Origin of the sequence: Agarivorans sp. (assembly GCF_050295395.1) — a bacterium.
GTDB lineage: Bacteria > Pseudomonadota > Gammaproteobacteria > Enterobacterales > Celerinatantimonadaceae > Agarivorans.
Genome location: NZ_JBNKPP010000292.1, coordinates 1 through 18,334 on the forward strand (window position 1 = coordinate 1; position 18,334 = coordinate 18,334).

An 18,334-nucleotide genomic window follows, 5' to 3' on the forward strand; every position below is an offset into this window, starting at 1 on the left:
TATCACTATTTAGTATGTGTTCGCTTTACCTAAAGGTTGCGCTACTCTTTATGTCCACACTGAGCTAGTGCCGCTCAATTATTTACATTGACAGCGAACAAGCGCTGCTGAATGTGCTGTGCATTTTAGCGAGCTAAATGCCTACGTCAACTGTCTTTTACTAAGTTTATTACCGTTCGCCTGATTTTTAGCCGAAAGCCCTTGTTTATTTATCATTTTGGCTTAATTCTGGCCAAGCCAAGATTAAGTAACTCACCATAGACCACAAGGTTAATGCCGCCGCTACATAAAACATCACGAAACTGAAGTCGGTCAGCACACTAGAAACCTGTGCGGTTAAACCGATAATGGCTATCATCTGAGCAGCCGTTTTATATTTTCCTAACCATGACACCGCAACACTAGAACGTTTACCCAGTTCGGCCATCCACTCTCGAAGCGCTGAAATAATAATCTCTCTAGATATCATAATCACCGCAGGAATGGTCACCCAAAAAGTCTGGTAATGTTCCACTAACACAACTAGCGCAGCAACCACCATGGCTTTATCTGCTACTGGGTCTAAAAAAGCGCCAAAGGGTGTGGTTTGCTTAAGTCGACGAGCTAGGTAACCATCTAAATAATCGGTGGCAGCGGCCAAACCAAAAATCAGCGCGGCACATGACATTCCCCACTCTACGGGCAAGTAAAAAGCGATCAAGAAAAACGGAATTAATACGATTCTAAACGCGGTTAGTATATTTGGAATATTTATCATTATTTTTCATTTATAAAGCAACTGCCGCTATGTTGCCTAATCTTGGCTAGTGATGCAACGAATCAAAAATTTTTTGCGCTAATGAGGGGCTAATTCCAGGTACTTTCTTGATTTCGTCAACGCTAGCACTTCTTAGTTGCTGCATTCCCCCCAAGTGGGTCAACAATGCCTGGCGCCTTTTCGCCCCTACCCCATCTATGTCTTCCAGCACGCTAGTTGTTCTAGCCTTGTCGCGACGATTTCTATGTCCGGTAATAGCAAAGCGATGGCTTTCATCACGTATGTGCTGAATTAAGTGCAATGCCGCTGAATCACCGGGTAAGTGTAACTGCCGCATTTCTTTACCTATTAATAGGGTCTCTAAGCCAGGTTTACGTGTTATCCCTTTTGCTACCCCTACTAACAACGGCATAGGATTTAAGTTTAACGGTTCAATACTGGCAAACGCGGCCGCCAACTGACCTTTACCACCATCAATAAACAAAACATCGGGGATCTTTTCTACTAGTTGTACTTTTTGGTATCGACGGGTTAAGGCTTGAGCCATGGCCGCATAATCATCTCCCCCGGTTATACCGTCGATGTTAAAGCGCCGGTACTCACTTTTGTTTGGTCCACTGCGGTCAAATACCACACAGGAAGCAACGGTTCGCTCCCCTTGGGTATGACTAATATCGAAACACTCCATCCGTTTGATAGGCCGCTCAGGCTTGAGCAAGGCCTCTAGCTCGGTCACTCTGTGATGAATAGTTGCCTCTTGGTTAAGCTTGCTTAACAAGGCATTTTCGGCATTAGTATTGGCCAAGGCAACAAACCGACTTTTCTCTCCTCGCTTAGGTATATGCAGTGTCACTTTACAGGCTAATTCACTCTCAATAGCGGCCTCAATGGCCGCCCAATCGCCGTCTAAGTTAGGTAGCAGCACCTCATTAGGCTGATTACCTTTTCGTTGTTCCGACAAGTAATACTGCATCACAAAACTACGCAGAATTTCTGCTGCATCGACTTGTTTTGGCACTTTTGGAAAATATGAACGGCTTCCTAAAACTTGACCGTCTCGAATCAACAATAAATGAATCACCGCAATACCGTTACGAAAAGCAAAGCCAAGCACATCGCTGTGCGCGGTATTGCCGCTAACAAACTGTTGTTCTTGAACTTTACGTAAGGCTTGAATCTGGTCGCGAAATCCTGCAGCAGCTTCAAAATTTAAAGAGTCACTCGCCGCAGACATTTTCTCGACCAACTGATTGATCACCTGCTGACTTTTACCTTTTAAAAACAAGGTCGCTAATTCAACCTGTTGTTGATATTCCTCATCACTCACCAAGTTGACGCAAGGCCCGGAACAGCGCTTTAATTGATACTGTAAACAGGGCCGCTGTCGGTTAGCATATTCACTATCGCTGCATTGGCGAATTGGAAACAACTTTTGCATTAAATGCAGGCTTTCTCTTACCGCATTACCGTTAGGATAAGGGCCAAAATAGTCACCTTGATTACGCTTTGCCCCGCGATGCATGGAGATCCGCGGATGCTTATGCTTACTGATTAGAATATAAGGATAAGATTTATCATCCCTTAGTAATACGTTGTATTTAGGCAGGTATTTCTTGATCAAGTTATGTTCAAGAATCAATGCTTCCGTTTCGCTATGCGTTACGGTCACTTCAACATTGGCAATATTGGCAACTAAGGCTCGCGTTTTGTTACTATCGACGTTTTTACGAAAGTAACTACTGAGTCTTTTTTTTAAAGATTTAGCTTTACCAACATAAATGACTTCTTTAGCGGCGTTATACATCATATAAACACCGCTAGCTTCGGTCACTTGGCTAAGAAAAGCCTTACTATCAAATGGGACGGGCTGTTGCTGCAAAACTACAACTTATCACTGTCTATCATACCGTGGCGTATCGCTAGGTGAGTCAGTTCTACGTCACCGCTAATGCCTAGTTTGCTAAATAAGCGATAGCGATAGGAATTTACCGTTTTAGGACTAAGGTTTAACTGCTCAGAGATGTCTGTCACCTTCTCACCTTTGGTTATCATCAACATGATTTGTAATTCACGTTCAGACAGACTTTGAAAAGGATTATCCTCAGCAGGACTAAATTGGCTGAGCGCCATTTGTTGAGCAATTTCCGGAGAGAGGTAACGCTGACCCACATTGACCGCACGGATCGCCTGTAGCATTTCGTCCGGGCCTGCGCTCTTGGTTAAATAACCACAGGCGCCGGCTTGCATGACTTTAGTCGGAAATGGGTTTTCGCTATGTATAGTTAAGACAATAATTTTTGCATCAGGATCATAACGCAAGATTTTGCGAGTGGCTTCTAAACCACCAATACCTGGCATGTTCATATCCATCAGGATAACGTTGGCCTGATTGTTTCTACACCACTGAACGGCTTTTTCTCCGCTTTCAGCTTCACCAACAACTTTAAATCCTCGAACGTCTTCTAAAATGCGACGGATCCCTGTACGCACTAGCTCATGATCGTCAACCAGAAATACGTTTATCAAGCATTTTCTCCGCTGTTATAAAAACATCAATCTGCGAATAAGGCAGCTAGCAAGACCATATAGATCTACGCTGTCAACGTTATATCTCATCAAGATAATAATTTAAAGGCTTAAGCGGTATAAGTTTAAGTTAGTACCAAAGATTCTTGATCGATCGACTAAGAAACTAGCAATATGCTAGAGAAACAGCAGGCGAGAAACAAAAAACGCCAACCTAATTGGTTGGCGTTTTTCTTGAATATGGCGGAGGAGGAGAGATTTGAACTCTCGAGGCGCTATTAACGCCTGCCGGTTTTCAAGACCGGTGCATTCGACCACTCTGCCACCCCTCCGCAGCAACGGGGCGCATATTACCTAGCATTTTAATACTTGTAAACTGTCTTTTTTAGGTTTTTGACAAATTACGCTTAATTGCCTAAAAGCCAGTCACTTTGATATAAAAAAACCGGCGTAAGCCGGTTTTTTTATAGTAGAAGCACTTACTTAGGTAAGTAGCTTTTGCCCATTAAGAAAGTGTCTACCGCTTGCGCGGCGCCACGACCTTCATTAATCGCCCAAACAATCAAGCTTTGGCCACGACGAGCATCACCAGCTGCAAATACGCCTTTAACATTGGTCGCGTATTCGTCGTATTCGGCTTTAGCATTAGAGCGTGCATCCTTCTCTACACCAAGCTCATCAATAATACCTGCTTCTGGCCCCATGAAGCCCATAGCCAATAACACGAGGTCAGCTTTAATCACTTCTTCGCTGCCTTTTATTGGCTGAGGCACCATTTGCCCATTTGGGTTTTTAATCCATTCGATCTTAGTGGTATGAACTTCAGTCACGTTGCCTTGCTCATCACCCACCATTTTTTGGGTCATAACCAAGTAACGGCGCGGGTCTTCACCTTGAATGGCAATCGCTTCATCTTGGCCGTAATCGCGTTTAAGCGTACGCTTAAATTCTGGCCATGGGTTATCCTGCGCTCGTTCCATTGGAGGCTGCGGCATAATCTCTAGTTGCATTACATGCTTACAGCCATGGCGCAAAGCGGTGCCCACACAGTCAGTGCCGGTATCACCACCACCAATAACCACTACGTGCTTATCTTTAGCGCTAATGTAACGGCCATCTTCCAAGTTGCTATCTAACAAGCTCTTGGTATTTTTACCCAAGAACTCCATCGCAAAATGAACACCGTTTAACTCGCGTCCCTCAACGGGTAGATCACGCGGAACCGTCGCCCCTGTGGCTAACAACAAGGCGTCAAAATCTTCATGTAGGCGATTAACCGAAATATCTTTACCCACTTCAACCGAAGTCTTAAAGATAATGCCTTCTTGACGCATTATCTCAATACGACGCTCTACAATTTCTTTTTGTAGTTTCATATTGGGAATGCCATACATCAACAAACCACCAATCCGATCGGCACGCTCAAATACCGTCACTGTATGGCCGGCTGAGTTTAACTGAGCCGCTGCTGCTAGTCCGGCTGGGCCAGAACCAATAATAGCCACGGTTTTACCGGTGCGCAGTTTAGGTGGGTTGGGTTTAACCCAACCTTCTTTAAACGCACGCTCGATAATATTAACTTCTTGGCTCTTAATCGTCACCGGTGGAGCGTTAATGCCCAGAACACATGAATCTTCACAAGGCGCAGGACATACACGTCCAGTAAACTCTGGGAAGTTATTGGTTTTGTGCAAACGCTCAATCGCGTCTTTCCAACGACCACGGTATACCAAGTCATTCCATTCTGGGATCAAGTTATTCACAGGACAACCCGCTACGCGAGGCGCGTAGGCTGAGTCACCTGAGTGACAAAATGGAATACCACAATCCATACAACGAGAAGCTTGGTCTTTAACCGCTTGTTCGCTCATCGGCGTTTTTACTTCTAACCAGTCAATCAAACGCTCTGCTGGGTCGCGGTCTGTTGATAGCTTCCTGTCTATTTCCAAAAATCCTGTTGGATTTGCCATGTCTCTCTCCTAAACCACTTCAGCTTTTTGTTTGGCTTGTTCTGCTTGGGCTTTTTTCGCTTGCGCTACTTTATCTAGGTGCATATCAAATGCAGCTACGGCTACATCGTAATCCGTTTCATATTCACCGGTAGCTTTAGCCTCTTTCATGTAGTTCTGCATACGCTCGTAGTCGGTTGGCATAACACGAACAAACAATCCTAGCGCTTTGTCCCAATCTTCGAGTAATTCTTTAGCCACATCTGAGCCAGTGTACTCTAGGTGCTTCTCGATTAGCGCTTTTAGTTCGGCCGCTTCAGCCGCGTCTTCCACGCCACCTAACTTCACCATTTCCATGTTGCAACGTTTAGCGAATAGTTGATTACGGTCCAGTACGTAAGCCACACCACCAGACATACCGGCAGCGAAGTTACGACCTGTTTCACCAAGAATAACCGCTTTACCGCCGGTCATGTATTCACAGCCGTGGTCACCGACACCTTCAACAACCGCGGTTACACCTGAGTTGCGCACACAGAAGCGCTCACCAGCGATGCCTCGAATATAGGCTTCACCAGAAGTACCGCCAAAGAAGGCTACGTTACCTACGATAATGTTGTTACGTGCTTCAAACGGTGCTTTGTGATCAGGATAAACAATCAATTTAGCGCCTGACAGACCCTTACCGAAGTAATCGTTAGCATCCCCTTCAAGCTCAAATTTAATACCTTTAGCAGCAAAAGTACCAAAGCTTTGTCCAGCACTACCATTGAACTTAACCTTAATAGTGTCTTCAGGTAAGCCTTCGGCACCGTAACGCTTAGAAATTTCATTAGACAACATGGTACCAACACTACGGTTGGTATTGATAATTTCAGAGCTCAAAGATACTGCTTCACCTTTTTCTAAAGCCTGCGCGGCATCCTTAATTAGCTGACGGTCAACGATGTCATGAATCAGGTGTTTTTGCTCTTGGCTACAGTAGAGGGTTTCATTGCCGTTGTCTTCTGCTTTGTACAGGATTGGCGATAAATCAACACCTTGGTATTTCCAATGATCAATATCTTCGCGCGGCGTCAAGCATTGGCTTTGACCCACCATCTCGTTGATAGTACGGAAACCCAACTCAGCCATAATTTCACGTAAACCTTCAACCATCATCTTGAAGAAGTTCACCACGTGATCAACCTGACCAGCATAACGCTCACGTAAACGACGGTCTTGAGTAGCAATACCCACAGGACAGGTGTTCAAGTGACACTTACGCATCATGGTACAACCTTCTACCACTAGCGCTGCAGTGGCTACGCCCCACTCCTCTGCACCCAGTAAGGTGGCAACCGCTAAGTCACGAGGCGTTTTCAACTGGCCATCGGCTTGAACGGTAATACGGCTACGTAATTTGTTTTGAATCAGCGTTTGGTGAGTTTCCGCCAAACCTAACTCCCAGGGCAAGCCCGCGTGTTTAATTGAGCTAAGCGGTGATGCTCCGGTACCACCGTCGTAGCCAGCAATAAGCACAACGTCGGCATAACCTTTACAAACACCTGAAGCAATTGTACCTACACCCGCTTCAGACACTAACTTCACGTTAATCCGTGCATCACGGTTGGCGTTCTTCAAATCGTAGATAAGCTGAGCCAAATCTTCAATTGAGTAGATATCGTGGTGAGGCGGAGGTGAAATCAAACCTACACCCGGTGTAGAACCACGGGTTTTACCAATCCACGCATCGACTTTATCACCAGGTAGCTGACCACCTTCACCAGGCTTCGCCCCTTGCGCCATTTTGATCTGCAGTTCTTCAGCATTGGCTAGGTAGTGGCTGGTAACACCGAAGCGACCAGAAGCAACCTGCTTGATCTTAGAGATCATTGAGTCGCCATTTTCCAAAGGCTTGAAGCGAATCGGATCTTCACCGCCCTCACCAGAGTTACTCTTACCACCGATACGGTTCATAGCGATAGCTAGCGTAGTATGGGCTTCCCAAGAAATAGAGCCAAAGCTCATGGCGCCGGTTGCGAAACGTTTAAGGATGGTTTCCGCCGATTCCACTTCGTCAAGAGGAACGCTTGGTCGAACAGATTTGAACTTCAGCAAACCACGTAAGGTGTAGGCCTCTTTTGCTTGGTTATCAACGCTAGCAGCATATTCTTTAAAGACTTTATAGTCGTTAGTTGATGAAGCATTTTGCAACAAACGAATAGTCGTTGGGTTAAACAAATGGCGCTCACCATCTTTACGCCAAGCGTACTCACCACCAGTTTTAAGAATTAAATCATTAAACGGATTATCGTCGGCTGGGAAACCTTCGCGATGGCGGTTCAAGGCCTCTTTAGCGATGCCGTTTAGTCCAATACCTTCAATACGGCTTACTGTGCCGGTGAAGTATTTTTGTACCACATCAGAGTTAATCCCTAAGGCTTCAAAGATTTGTGCACCTTGATAAGACTGAAGGGTTGAAATGCCCATCTTAGAGAAAATCTTAAGCAGACCGCCATTAACCGCTTTGGTATAGCGTTCAATAACAGCGTCATTGCTTAAGCTGCTTTCAATAATGGCTTGGTCACGCATGTCTAATAGCGTTTCGATTGCCAAGTATGGGTTAACCGCAGCGGCACCATAACCGAGTACAGTTGCGAAGTGATGCGTTTCACGAACGTCACCAGACTCAACGATAAGGTCAGCGTGAGCGCGAATACCTTCACGAATTAAGTAGTGGTGTACCGCCGCTGTAGCTAATACCGAAGGTACTGCCGCGTGGTCGCTATCTACTTTACGGTCACTCAAGATTAGAATAGAGAAACCATCATCTACCGCATCTTTAGCATGGCGACAGATACGCTCAATCGCACGCTCTAACTCATTTTCCTCGCCAGATGCATGGAAAGTAGTATGAATGGTCGCAGCTTGGAAGTGGTTGTGGTCAATGCTACGCAGTTTAGCTAATTGTTCGTTAGTTAAAACCGGTTGTTTAATCTCAACTTTGCGGCAATGCAGCGGAGTTTCTTCCAATAAGTTGAGGTCTGCCCCCACATAAGTACGCAACGACATCACCATTTCTTCACGGATCGGGTCAATCGGCGGGTTAGTTACCTGGGCAAATAATTGCTTGAAGTAATGAGACAGATGTGGGTTTTTATCCGACAAAATAGCTAGCGGAGTATCAGTACCCATTGCCCCCAATGGTTCTTTAGCTGTGCTCACCATTGGTTTTAATACAGCGTTAATATCTTCTTGGCTATAACCAAAAGCCTTTTGACGTTTTTCTAAGCTGTGCTGAGTAGCAAAACGGTCGTAGCCCGCTGGTAATGGCAGGTCATCAAGCACAATCTTGTTTTCTTCTACCCATTTGCCGTAAGGCTGCGCAGAACAAACTGAATGTTTTACTTCGTCATCGGCCACGATGCGGCCTTGTTCTAGATCTGCAATGAAAATCTTGCCAGGTTGTAAGCGACCTTTTTGTACCACTTTAGATTGGTCTACCACTAACGCGCCCGTTTCTGAGCCCATTACAACCAAACCATCATCGGTCACTAGGTAACGAGATGGACGCAGGCCGTTACGGTCAAGGGTTGCGCCAATGACTTTACCGTCAGTGAAAGAAATAGAGGCCGGACCATCCCAAGGCTCCATGATGCAAGAATAATATTCATAGAAAGCACGTTTTACCGGATCCATGTCATCTTGAGTTTGCCATGCTTCTGGCACCACCATCATCATCACTTGTTCTAGAGGACGACCACTTAGCACCAACAGCTCAACACACATATCTAGGTTGGCCGAGTCAGAACGTGTGATATCACACACTGGATTAATCATATCCAGTTCTTCTTTACTGAAATTAACGCTCGCTAATAATGATTCACGTGCGCGCATCCAGTTTACGTTACCCTTAACCGTGTTAATTTCACCGTTGTGGGCGATGTAACGGAAAGGTTGGGCCAAACGCCATGCAGGGAAGGTATTGGTTGAGAACCGTGAGTGGAACATTGCAATAGCAGAGACCACACGAGGATCTTGAAGATCTAAATAGTACTTGCGAACTTGGGCGGTGGTTAACTGACCTTTATATACTATGGTACGCGACGACATCGACGCCATGTAAAAGTCTTCATCAACTCCACTCACTGTTGCATCAGCAATGTGCAAAGTGTACTTACGTAACACAAATAGCTTACGCTCAAACACTTGCTGCTCAAGATCGGCTGGTCGAGCAATGAACACCTGTTCAATTTGCGGCTCGTTGTCAAGCGAGGCTTGACCAAGGCTAGAGTTGTCTTTAGGTACGATACGGTAACCTAACAGCGTTAAACCCAGCTTTTTGATGTTTCGATTTAATATTTCGCGGCATTCGCGACGAATAGCTTCGTTGGCTGGGAAGTAAACCATCCCCACACCATACTCTCCAGGTTTAGGTAAACTAAAACCTAGCTTTGTTACTTCTTCGTTAAAAAACTCATGAGGAAGCTGAATGAGAATACCTGCGCCGTCTCCACTATCGACGTCACAACCAGTACCACCACGATGCTCCATGCAGGTAAGCATGGTCAATGCGTTTTCGATCACATCATGACTTTTACGCCCTTTTAAATGGGCAACGAATCCGATGCCACAGCTATCGTGTTCGAATTCAGGCCTATAAAGGCTCTTATTGTGTTGAGTTATGTTTGTCATCCAGTAATTCCTATTTACTGCTATATTAATGTTATTCAGACCGACAGGACCTTAGACATCAATAGTATTTTCATTTAAAGAGGAGCCCCACCATCTAGAGATGATGTGTGAACAATCACCATTTTCAGATAATTATCCTTTAAACCTCCAAAACTACAGCATTCAATAACGCAGGAGCTAGTCCATTCGTCACGAAAGTAAAAGAAATGCTACCACAGATATAATGGGAATTTCAGACTTGACTTGAAATTAAACACGATTTTTTTTTACATTAGCCGCTAAGAGCTTAAAAAAAGGCGCTTTTTCTGTTTATTTATGCAGAAAAAACCACTAAAAAATTATTCAAAACTACGTTTACGTCTAAGCAAGTAATAAAATAACGTAATTTGTAAACCAAAATAGCATTTATTGTTAATGAAAAGCTTATCTTGCAGTTGCATCTATCGAATGCCTAACTGACAGCTCGGCCGCTATCTTTATCTTTTTACTAAAACTGCTCGATTTTTTTGAACAAGCTCATCAAACGCGCATTAAAAAGCCAGCAGAAAAGCTGGCTTATTTCACAGGCAACGTGACTGTGCTTTATGCAACATCAAACTCGCGCTGTAACGGTGGCATAACTTGCTTTTTACGGCTAACCACACCAGGCAAGTCGATAATCGAACCTTCGATGGTTCCGCCTAAGGTTTTGGCCACCAATTCTGCTTCATCACTGCAAATAAGACCGGTAGAATTCAGCGTAGTAATATCGGTCAACAGTACCAAAGCCGTGTGGTAGTTATTGGCTTGCTTTAAGGTTTGTAGCGCTTGCTCCAATTCATCTAAACGCGCGAGCACCGGTTTAACAGAAGTTAACTCTAGCTGAGCGATAGCGAATTGTTTACCGTTAATCTCATACACTTTTTGATCTCGAAGCACCAATTCTTCAGCTGGCACAGCGTCTACATTAGACTTAGCAGCAAACTGTTCATCAGCAAAGGCTTCGATATCTTCTACGCCTGCAATTACAGCCAAAGCTTCAGCTGTTTCGCGATCCACTGGGGTAAAAGTCGGCGAGTTAAACTTCACAGTATCACTCAAAATAGCACCCAACATTAAGGTCGCCGCTTCTTTGCTTGGCGTGATATTAGCCGCTTTATACATGCTGTATACAATGGTGCAACTGCAGCCAACTGGGCGGATCCAGCACTCTAAAGGCTCGGCGGTAGTTATATCGCCCAATTTATGATGGTCAACAATCCCGCGAATGTTGGCTTTCTTTGCGTCTTTAGGCGCTTGTCCCCAGTCAGAGTAGTCAATTAACCATACGTCTTCACCCGCAATCTCGGTGTGGATTTCTGGTGCGCTGAAGCCAATTTTATCCAACAAGAATTGAGCTTCAGGGTTAGGTTCACCCTGAGCCACAGCGGTTGCCGGAGTACCTTGCTTGGTTAACAACTCTGCTAATGATATTGCACCAGCAATACTATCGCAGTCTGGATTAGTGTGTCCTAAAACTAACATCTGTTATCCGTCTCACTTAATCGTTAATAGTAATGGAGCCTGGCCCCTGTATTGCTCCGATCATAGGGCTATGTTAAAGCGAGTGCAACATTCCCTTTTACTTAGCTACAAATTAATCCGCCATTTCTGCAATTAGATGTAGTAACGCCCATCCCCTTGTCTAAGCCCAAGCATCGCCAAAATGATGAATTTATAACAATGACTCACAGGTTAATTTGATTTTATTTGGCCCAAAACTCGTTATACTAGAATTTCGTTTATTAAAAACGAACGAACTAACTCAGTCAAAACGGAGTGATAACATGAATCAACCTAGCACGATAAACTATAGCGCTGCATCGAAGCTGGAAACCAACAAGGTACTACGTAATACCTACGCCCTATTATCGATGACCTTGTTTACCAGTGCGATCGCCGCCTTCTTAGCCGTAGTCAGCGGCATTGGCCAAATGGCATCTATTGGCATGATGGTTGCCTCGATGATCATCGTATTCTTCGTCCTCCCCAAAGCGATTAACTCTTCGATGGGTATCGTTTGGACCTTCGTATTCACCAGTCTAATGGGCGGCTCCTTGGGCCCACTATTAAGCCATTATCTGCAATTCCCGCAAGGCGGCGCCATTGTAATGCAAGCCTTGGGCATGACAGGCTTAGTATTCTTTGGCCTATCTGGGTATGTACTAACCACTAAGAAAGACTTTTCTTTCATGGGCGGCTTCTTGTTTGCTGGTCTAATCGTTCTTATTGCAGCCAGTGTGTTGAACTTGTTCTTCCAAGCACCGATGGCTCATTTAATGATTAGCTGTGTTTCAGTATTAATTTTCTCTGGTTACATTCTTTACGATACCAGCGACATTATTAATGGTCGTGAAACCAACTACATCAGCGCTACCATTCGCCTTTACCTTGATGTGTTTAATATTTTTGTATCTCTGCTACACATTCTTGGCTTTTTAAACGATGATTAGGCCACAGTGGTAATAAGTAAAAATACGCCCTGTTTTTAGCAGGGCGTTTTCATTTATGGCATTAATACAACACTTTGATTATACAAAATTAAATTGGACGATAGCAGTTAAGGCCGCAGGCTTAGCTGTAGCAATACTTTGCCTTGGTTTAATTTTCGACCTTAACATCGCTTTAACCGCTACACTAGGCGTAGTGGCAGCGGGCTTGGCCGACAGCCCAGACTTCTATCAACATCGCCGCCAAAGCATTTTACTGATGGCGGGCAGCTTTTCCTTAGCCACATTATCGGTCACCTTGTTGTTTCCTTGGCCATGGCTATTTGCGATTGGCTTATTTAGCTCCACCTACTTATTCATGCGAATGCCAGTATTAGGGCAAAAATACGGTTCTATTTCGCTGTGCTCACTCATCATCGCCATTTATACCATGCTCGGTTACAGTACCTACGACAACCCGTGGGTACAGCCGTTATGGCTAGTTATTGGAGCCTTGAGTTATGCCCTGCTATCAATCGTCGTATATGAATTACACCCCACCGGATGGCTAGACAAACAACTCGACCAAGTATTTCGTCAAATCAGTCTTTATCAGTTAACGAAGACTCGCCTGTTTCAACGCGAGGCTAATATAACCGACATTCAAGTCAAACTTACCGCGCAAAGCGCCGACATAGCAGAGCAACTCGGTGTAATACGGCATGCCCTTTACGTGCATCAGCAGCGTAATAAACAGCAGGTGGGTTCAATTCAAATGGACCGTTTTTTCAAGGCGCAGTTGCTCCATGAACGCTTAAGTTCTTCGCATATTGATTATCAGCGTCTACATAGAGTACTGCCGCGGGCAATATTGGCCGACACCCGCGCTGTGCTAGTAAAAATAGCCCGAGTAATGGGTGCTAAAAATGTAGACCCTAGCCTTGAGCAAGAGCTAATTGCCGCAGTGGACAATATAGAACAAGCCCGCTCCAGCATGAAAGACATGCCGCCTCGTTTTGCTTATATGCTAAAAAACCTTAAAAAGGTGATAGCCTTATGCTTTCACGAGCAGCGGTTCCCGGAACCAGAGCAGCGCTTTTCACCGTTTAAGCATATTTCTTTAAAGCAGTATCTCTCTCAAGCGCTCGACTTTTCTCATAGCGTAAATCGCCATGCCTTAAGAATGGCGACCTTGATGCTAGCGGCCTATGGTTTAATTCAACTTTCTGGTGACGAGCATGCTTATTGGCTAATGCTAAGCTGCTTACTGGTAGTTAAACCCAATTATCACGATACCAAGAAGCGAGTGGACAAACGCGTTTATGGCACCATTGTTGGTGTAGCCTTAGCTGCCGCCGTGAGTTACTTTCAGCTGCCTAACCTTTTGCAAGTGATCATGATCCCCGGCTTAGTGTTGGTGTTTTTCTTGTTCTTTCATTTCAACTACGCGATATCGGTTGCCTTTATTACGGTGTTTGTTTCGATATCCCTAGATCTGCAAGGCTTCCCGGCCCATGAAGCGCTATTAGTTCGAATCATTGTCACTTTACTAGGCGCATTAATGGCCATGCTAGCCATGCGCTATTTATGGCCAGACTGGCAACACAAACAGAGCCGCAACATTATTAGTCAACTATTTGCCAACATCACCAACTATCAAACGGCTATTTTTGAGCAGTATTTCAACGGCCAAATCGAAGAAACAACAGCGTTTCGCTTAAGTCGCTACCATGCCTATCAAAGTGAAGCCGAATTGGTTCGCCACTGGCAATACATGCTAGCCGAACCCAGTGACAAGCAACGCCTCTCTCCCGACTTATATCAATTAGTAGGCTTAAGTCATCACTTACTTTCGCACCTATCAGCTCTATCCACTCATCGAACCCAGTTACAGTCTAAACAGGCCGAACAAAGCTTGGCAAACCTCGGACAGCTAATTCAGAATGAGCTGCAAGTAATGCATGACTACCTATTACTGAAGAACAACCAACGCCCACAGCTAAGCCGAGACTTCGACGATTATAGCCGAAGCATCAACCAACTATTGCCTCAACTAGTGGGTAGCGAGCTGCTGATTGCTTACCAACTACAATTAATTGGCAAAGACTTAAAGAACATTCGCCAGCTGCTATTAAACGGCAAATGGTAATAACGCAAGAATCCGTTTTAAGGTAATACAAAAACCATGATTGAATTTAACGGCCAACAATATGCCACCGATAAAAATGGCTATCTATTAGAACTAGATAGCTGGTCTGAAGCCCTAGCCGAACACATAGCTCAGCAAGAGCAAATTGACATGAGTGACGCGCATTGGGAAGTTGTGCGCTTTGTTCGCACATTTTACCTAGAATTTAATACCTCACCGGCTATGCGCGCACTAGTGAAAGCCATGGCTAAAAAATTTGGACCAGAAAAAGGTAATAGCCGCTACCTCTACAAGCTATTTCCTGAAGGGCCAGCAAAACAGGCAACAAAAATAGCCGGCCTGCCCAAGCCGGTAAAATGTATCTAAATATAGTTGGTCACAAGCAATAAAAAAGCGCCCTCTAGGCGCTTTTTGGTTTGCCTAAAACGCTTAGGCGGAAATAGTCTCTGCGCCACCCATATAAGCTTGTAATGCCTCAGGAATGGTAATACTGCCATCGGCATTTTGGTAGTTTTCCAAAATTGCTACCAAAGTACGGCCTACCGCTAAGCCAGAACCGTTTAATGAATGCAGTAGTTCAGGCTTCTTCGCACCATTTGGACGAAAACGAGCTTGCATACGACGTGTTTGGAAGTCTTCACAGTTTGATACTGAAGAAATTTCACGGTAAGTATTTTGCGCAGGTACCCACACTTCCAAATCATAAGTCTTAGTAGCACCAAAGCCCATGTCACCAGTACACAGAGTCACTACGCGGTAAGGAAGCTTCAATTTTTGCAAAATGTTTTCCGCATGTTGGCGCATTTCTTCTAAAGTCTCGTAAGACTTATCAGGATGAACCAGCTGCACCATTTCTACTTTGTGGAATTGGTGTTGGCGAATCAATCCACGGGTATCACGCCCGTAAGAGCCAGCTTCACTGCGAAAACAAGGCGTATGCGCAGTCATTCTAATTGGTAACTCTGTTTCATCGACAATAGTGTCACGTAACATGTTAGTTAGAGGCACCTCGGCGGTGGGGATCAAGCTCATACCAATACCTTCTTCGGTCGCAGGCTGAGTATGAAATAAATCTTTACCAAACTTTGGCAGTTGCCCTGTGCCATATAGAGAATCGGCATTAACCAAATACGGTACATACATCTCTTGGTAACCATGCTCTTCGGTATGGGTATCCAACATGAATTGGGCAATGGCACGGTGCAGCTTAGCAATTTTGCCTTTCATCACAATGAAGCGAGAGCCACTGATTTTTACCGCGTTGGCAAAATCTAATCCGGCCAAATCGCTGCCCACATCAACGTGGTCTTTCACTGCAAAATCAAACTCAGGAATTTGTCCCCAGGTATGCAGTTCAACGTTTTCAGCTTCGTCTTTGCCGACAGGAACACTAGGATGAGGCAGATTAGGCACCGTAAGTGCGTAGGCTTTTATCTCTTCTAACACATCATTTAATTCGTTTTTAGCCGCATCAAGCTTATCGCCGAGCTGGCCCACTTCAGCTAGCAGTGGCGCGATGTCTTCGCCACGCCCCTTTGCTTGACCAATTGACTTGGAACGGGCATTGCGCTCATTTTGTAGTTCTTGGGTACGAACTTGTAGTTCCTTTCGACGACTTTCTAGTTCGTTCAAGCGAGCCACATCAAGTTCAAATCCACGAGTCTTTAAGCGCTCAGCGGTGCTGTCGATTTCGCCGCGCAATAAATTAGCGTCTAACATTCAATAACCTATTTTCCAATTCAATTTGATAATTTGTGAACTTGCCTACGATGTCAGAAGAGCAACTGATTAGGCAGTCAACATGCTTACTTTGCGAAGCGTTCATTATAAAGCAACTCTAAGCAGACACAATCGGCCTTTCGGCAACTTAGTGAATATTCACCGATATTTGTCTGAGCGGGTACTATTTTGCTTGTTGATCAAGCTGCTTCAAGTAGCGTAGCTTTTCCGCGATTTGCTTTTCTAAGCCGCGCTCGTGCGGATAATAAAATTGCTGCCCTTGTAATACATCTGGCAGATATTGCTGCCCAGCCGAATAGGCATTCGGTTCATCGTGAGAGTAACGATAATCTGCGCCGTAGCCTAATTCAGCCATCAACTGGGTTGGTGCATTGCGCAAATGCACTGGCACCTCGGCGTCTCCGTATTGTTTAGCGGCCTCGCGCGCCGCTTTAAATGCGCTATATACGGCATTACTCTTCGGTGCGCAGGCTAAGTACACTACCGCTTGAGCAATCGCCCGTTCGCCCTCTGCTGCGCCGACACGGGTAAAACAATCCCAAGCGCTTACCGCAATCTGCATGGCTCGGGGGTCAGCATTACCCACGTCTTCCGAGGCTATCGCCAAACAGCGCCGCGCTACCGAAAGCGGATCGCCACTGGCTTCTAAGATGCGACTATACCAATACAAAGCGCCATCAGGGGAAGAGCCGCGTATTGATTTATGTAAGGCTGACAACAAGTCATAAAACTGGTCGCCGCCTTTATCTATATGGCTATAACGTTCCCCAGCAGCTTGCGCTAATAAATCAAAATTTAGCAGCTTGCCTGAAGGGCCTTGTTCTGCCAACTCACACATCATCTCGAGTAAATTAAGAGACCGGCGGGCATCACCGCTGACTAACTTAGCCAAAGCTTCCAACACTCCAGCCTCTATTTGAATAACTTGTTGGCTGAGTATGGCGTCCTCACTTAGCGCACGTTGCAACAATTGCAGTATGTCGTGCTGATTTAACGCTTTCAGCACATAGACTTTGGCTCGCGAAAGTAAGGCGTTATTTAATTCAAACGATGGGTTTTCGGTGGTCGCCCCAATAAAGATCACCGTGCCATTTTCAACATAGGGAAGAAAGGCATCCTGCTGGCTTTTATTAAAACGATGTACTTCGTCGACAAACAAGATGGTTCTGCGATTTACCTGCTGATTCTGCTGAGCCCGCTCAATAGCGGCCCGCACGTCTTTAATCCCGCCGGTAACGGCAGAAATCTTTTCAACCTCAGCATCTGCATAATAGGCAGCCAACTCAGCGATAGTGGTTTTACCGGTACCCGGTGGCCCCCATAAAATCATAGAGTGCAGTTGCCCCGAAGCAACCGCCTTATACAAGGGTTTGTCTTCGGCCAATATATGCTGTTGCCCCACATAGTGGGCCAGCGTTTGCGGCCGCATTCGGGCCGCCAAAGGACGAAAGTCTGCCGAAAAGTCTAACTCGAAACTCATTAGCGCTGATCGTCAATCATCGTGTTCGCGGGGATATCAAAGTGGAACAACTTAGGATCGAAAGTAGGATTAACTTTAAAGCCCTCAAGGGTAAATTGACTGCGTTGACCGGTGCTTTCTATGATATCGAAACGGGCAATCGAGTTATCTTGGTTCAGCTTAACCCAAAATGCCGCTTGCATTGGATCAAGCTTGGAACTGACCAAATAACCTTGCTGATGTTTCTCAACTTGGTAATTTTGCCAGCTTTCACTACGGTTATCGGCAAGTAAAATGAAGGGCGACTGATTAATAGCTTCACTGGCATCCATAATGGTTACTTGCTCTACGAAGGGGCTGTAATACCAAATAGTTTCACCATCAGACACTATCATATCTTGCTCAGGAGCTACCTGCTGCCAGTTTAACTTAGCGGGACGAGCCAAGCTTAACTTGCCTTCAGCTTGATGGATTTCGATACCATCGGCGTCGATCACGGTTTGCTCAAACTGAGCCTGAAAACCCTGTAGCTGGGATAAATGTTGTTGTAACTCAAGAGCCGCTTGTTCGCTGGCTAAGGCCTGGGTAGCTAACAACAGAGAAAAACTGATACTCAATAATGTCTTCATC

General features: G+C 45.2%; 12 protein-coding genes and 1 tRNA gene. 3 read left to right on the forward strand and 10 right to left on the reverse strand.

Annotated elements, in window-relative coordinates; genetic code table 11:
- Nucleotides 1-205 precede the first annotated feature (205 nt).
- The 7 genes from pgsA to ACQY6Q_RS17280 all read right to left on the reverse strand — a co-directional run bounded on the left by pgsA (nt 206) and on the right by ACQY6Q_RS17280 (nt 11,412).
- Complete coding sequence (pgsA, locus tag ACQY6Q_RS17250) at nt 206-760, reverse strand: CDP-diacylglycerol--glycerol-3-phosphate 3-phosphatidyltransferase (protein WP_427983408.1); 555 nt, start codon at nt 758-760, stop codon at nt 206-208.
- Nucleotides 761-803: 43 nt separating this feature from the next.
- Entirely contained in the window at nt 804-2,636 is a 1,833-nt protein-coding gene (gene uvrC, locus ACQY6Q_RS17255) for an excinuclease ABC subunit UvrC (protein ID WP_427983347.1), read from the reverse strand.
- 2 nt (nt 2,637-2,638) lie between these two features.
- Nucleotides 2,639-3,283 (reverse strand): UvrY/SirA/GacA family response regulator transcription factor, encoded by a 645-nt coding sequence (gene uvrY, locus ACQY6Q_RS17260; RefSeq protein ID WP_055731821.1) that lies wholly within the window; start codon nt 3,281-3,283, stop codon nt 2,639-2,641.
- 241 nt (nt 3,284-3,524) lie between these two features.
- Nucleotides 3,525-3,615 (reverse strand) — tRNA-Ser (locus tag ACQY6Q_RS17265).
- Between the two features lie 147 nt (nt 3,616-3,762).
- A complete protein-coding gene (locus ACQY6Q_RS17270) occupies nt 3,763-5,253 on the reverse strand; it encodes a glutamate synthase subunit beta (protein WP_427983349.1) in 1,491 nt (496 codons plus the stop codon).
- A gap of 9 nt (nt 5,254-5,262) precedes the next feature.
- Nucleotides 5,263-9,909, reverse strand: a complete 4,647-nt coding sequence (gene gltB / locus ACQY6Q_RS17275) for a glutamate synthase large subunit (RefSeq protein ID WP_427983350.1) — start codon at nt 9,907-9,909, stop codon at nt 5,263-5,265.
- 582 nt (nt 9,910-10,491) lie between these two features.
- A complete protein-coding gene (locus ACQY6Q_RS17280; RefSeq protein WP_427983351.1) occupies nt 10,492-11,412 on the reverse strand; it encodes a manganese-dependent inorganic pyrophosphatase in 921 nt (306 codons plus the stop codon).
- A gap of 302 nt (nt 11,413-11,714) precedes the next feature.
- On the opposite strand from ACQY6Q_RS17280, the gene ACQY6Q_RS17285 reads away from it, so the two are divergent.
- The 3 genes from ACQY6Q_RS17285 to ACQY6Q_RS17295 are packed head-to-tail and all read left to right on the forward strand — an operon-like array spanning nt 11,715 to nt 14,871.
- Entirely contained in the window at nt 11,715-12,380 is a 666-nt protein-coding gene (locus ACQY6Q_RS17285) for a Bax inhibitor-1/YccA family protein (RefSeq protein ID WP_427983353.1), read from the forward strand.
- 55 nt (nt 12,381-12,435) lie between these two features.
- Nucleotides 12,436-14,505, forward strand: coding sequence for an FUSC family membrane protein (locus tag ACQY6Q_RS17290; protein ID WP_427983354.1), 2,070 nt, complete (start codon nt 12,436-12,438; stop codon nt 14,503-14,505).
- A gap of 36 nt (nt 14,506-14,541) precedes the next feature.
- A complete protein-coding gene (locus ACQY6Q_RS17295; protein ID WP_427983356.1) occupies nt 14,542-14,871 on the forward strand; it encodes a TusE/DsrC/DsvC family sulfur relay protein in 330 nt (109 codons plus the stop codon).
- Nucleotides 14,872-14,934: 63 nt separating this feature from the next.
- Here ACQY6Q_RS17295 and serS read toward each other — a convergent pair whose 3' ends face one another.
- The 3 genes from serS to lolA all read right to left on the reverse strand — a co-directional run bounded on the left by serS (nt 14,935) and on the right by lolA (nt 18,333).
- Nucleotides 14,935-16,224: a serine--tRNA ligase gene (gene serS, locus ACQY6Q_RS17300; protein ID WP_427983358.1), complete on the reverse strand. Its 1,290-nt coding sequence runs from the start codon at nt 16,222-16,224 to the stop codon at nt 14,935-14,937.
- Between the two features lie 184 nt (nt 16,225-16,408).
- A complete protein-coding gene (locus ACQY6Q_RS17305; protein WP_427983360.1) occupies nt 16,409-17,725 on the reverse strand; it encodes a replication-associated recombination protein A in 1,317 nt (438 codons plus the stop codon).
- Nucleotides 17,725-18,333 carry an outer membrane lipoprotein chaperone LolA gene (lolA, locus tag ACQY6Q_RS17310; protein WP_427983362.1) on the reverse strand — a complete coding sequence of 203 codons (609 nt, stop codon included), beginning with the start codon at nt 18,331-18,333 and terminating at the stop codon, nt 17,725-17,727. The genes ACQY6Q_RS17305 and lolA overlap by 1 nt, the downstream gene beginning before the upstream one ends.
- Between the last annotated feature and the right edge of the window lies 1 nt (nt 18,334).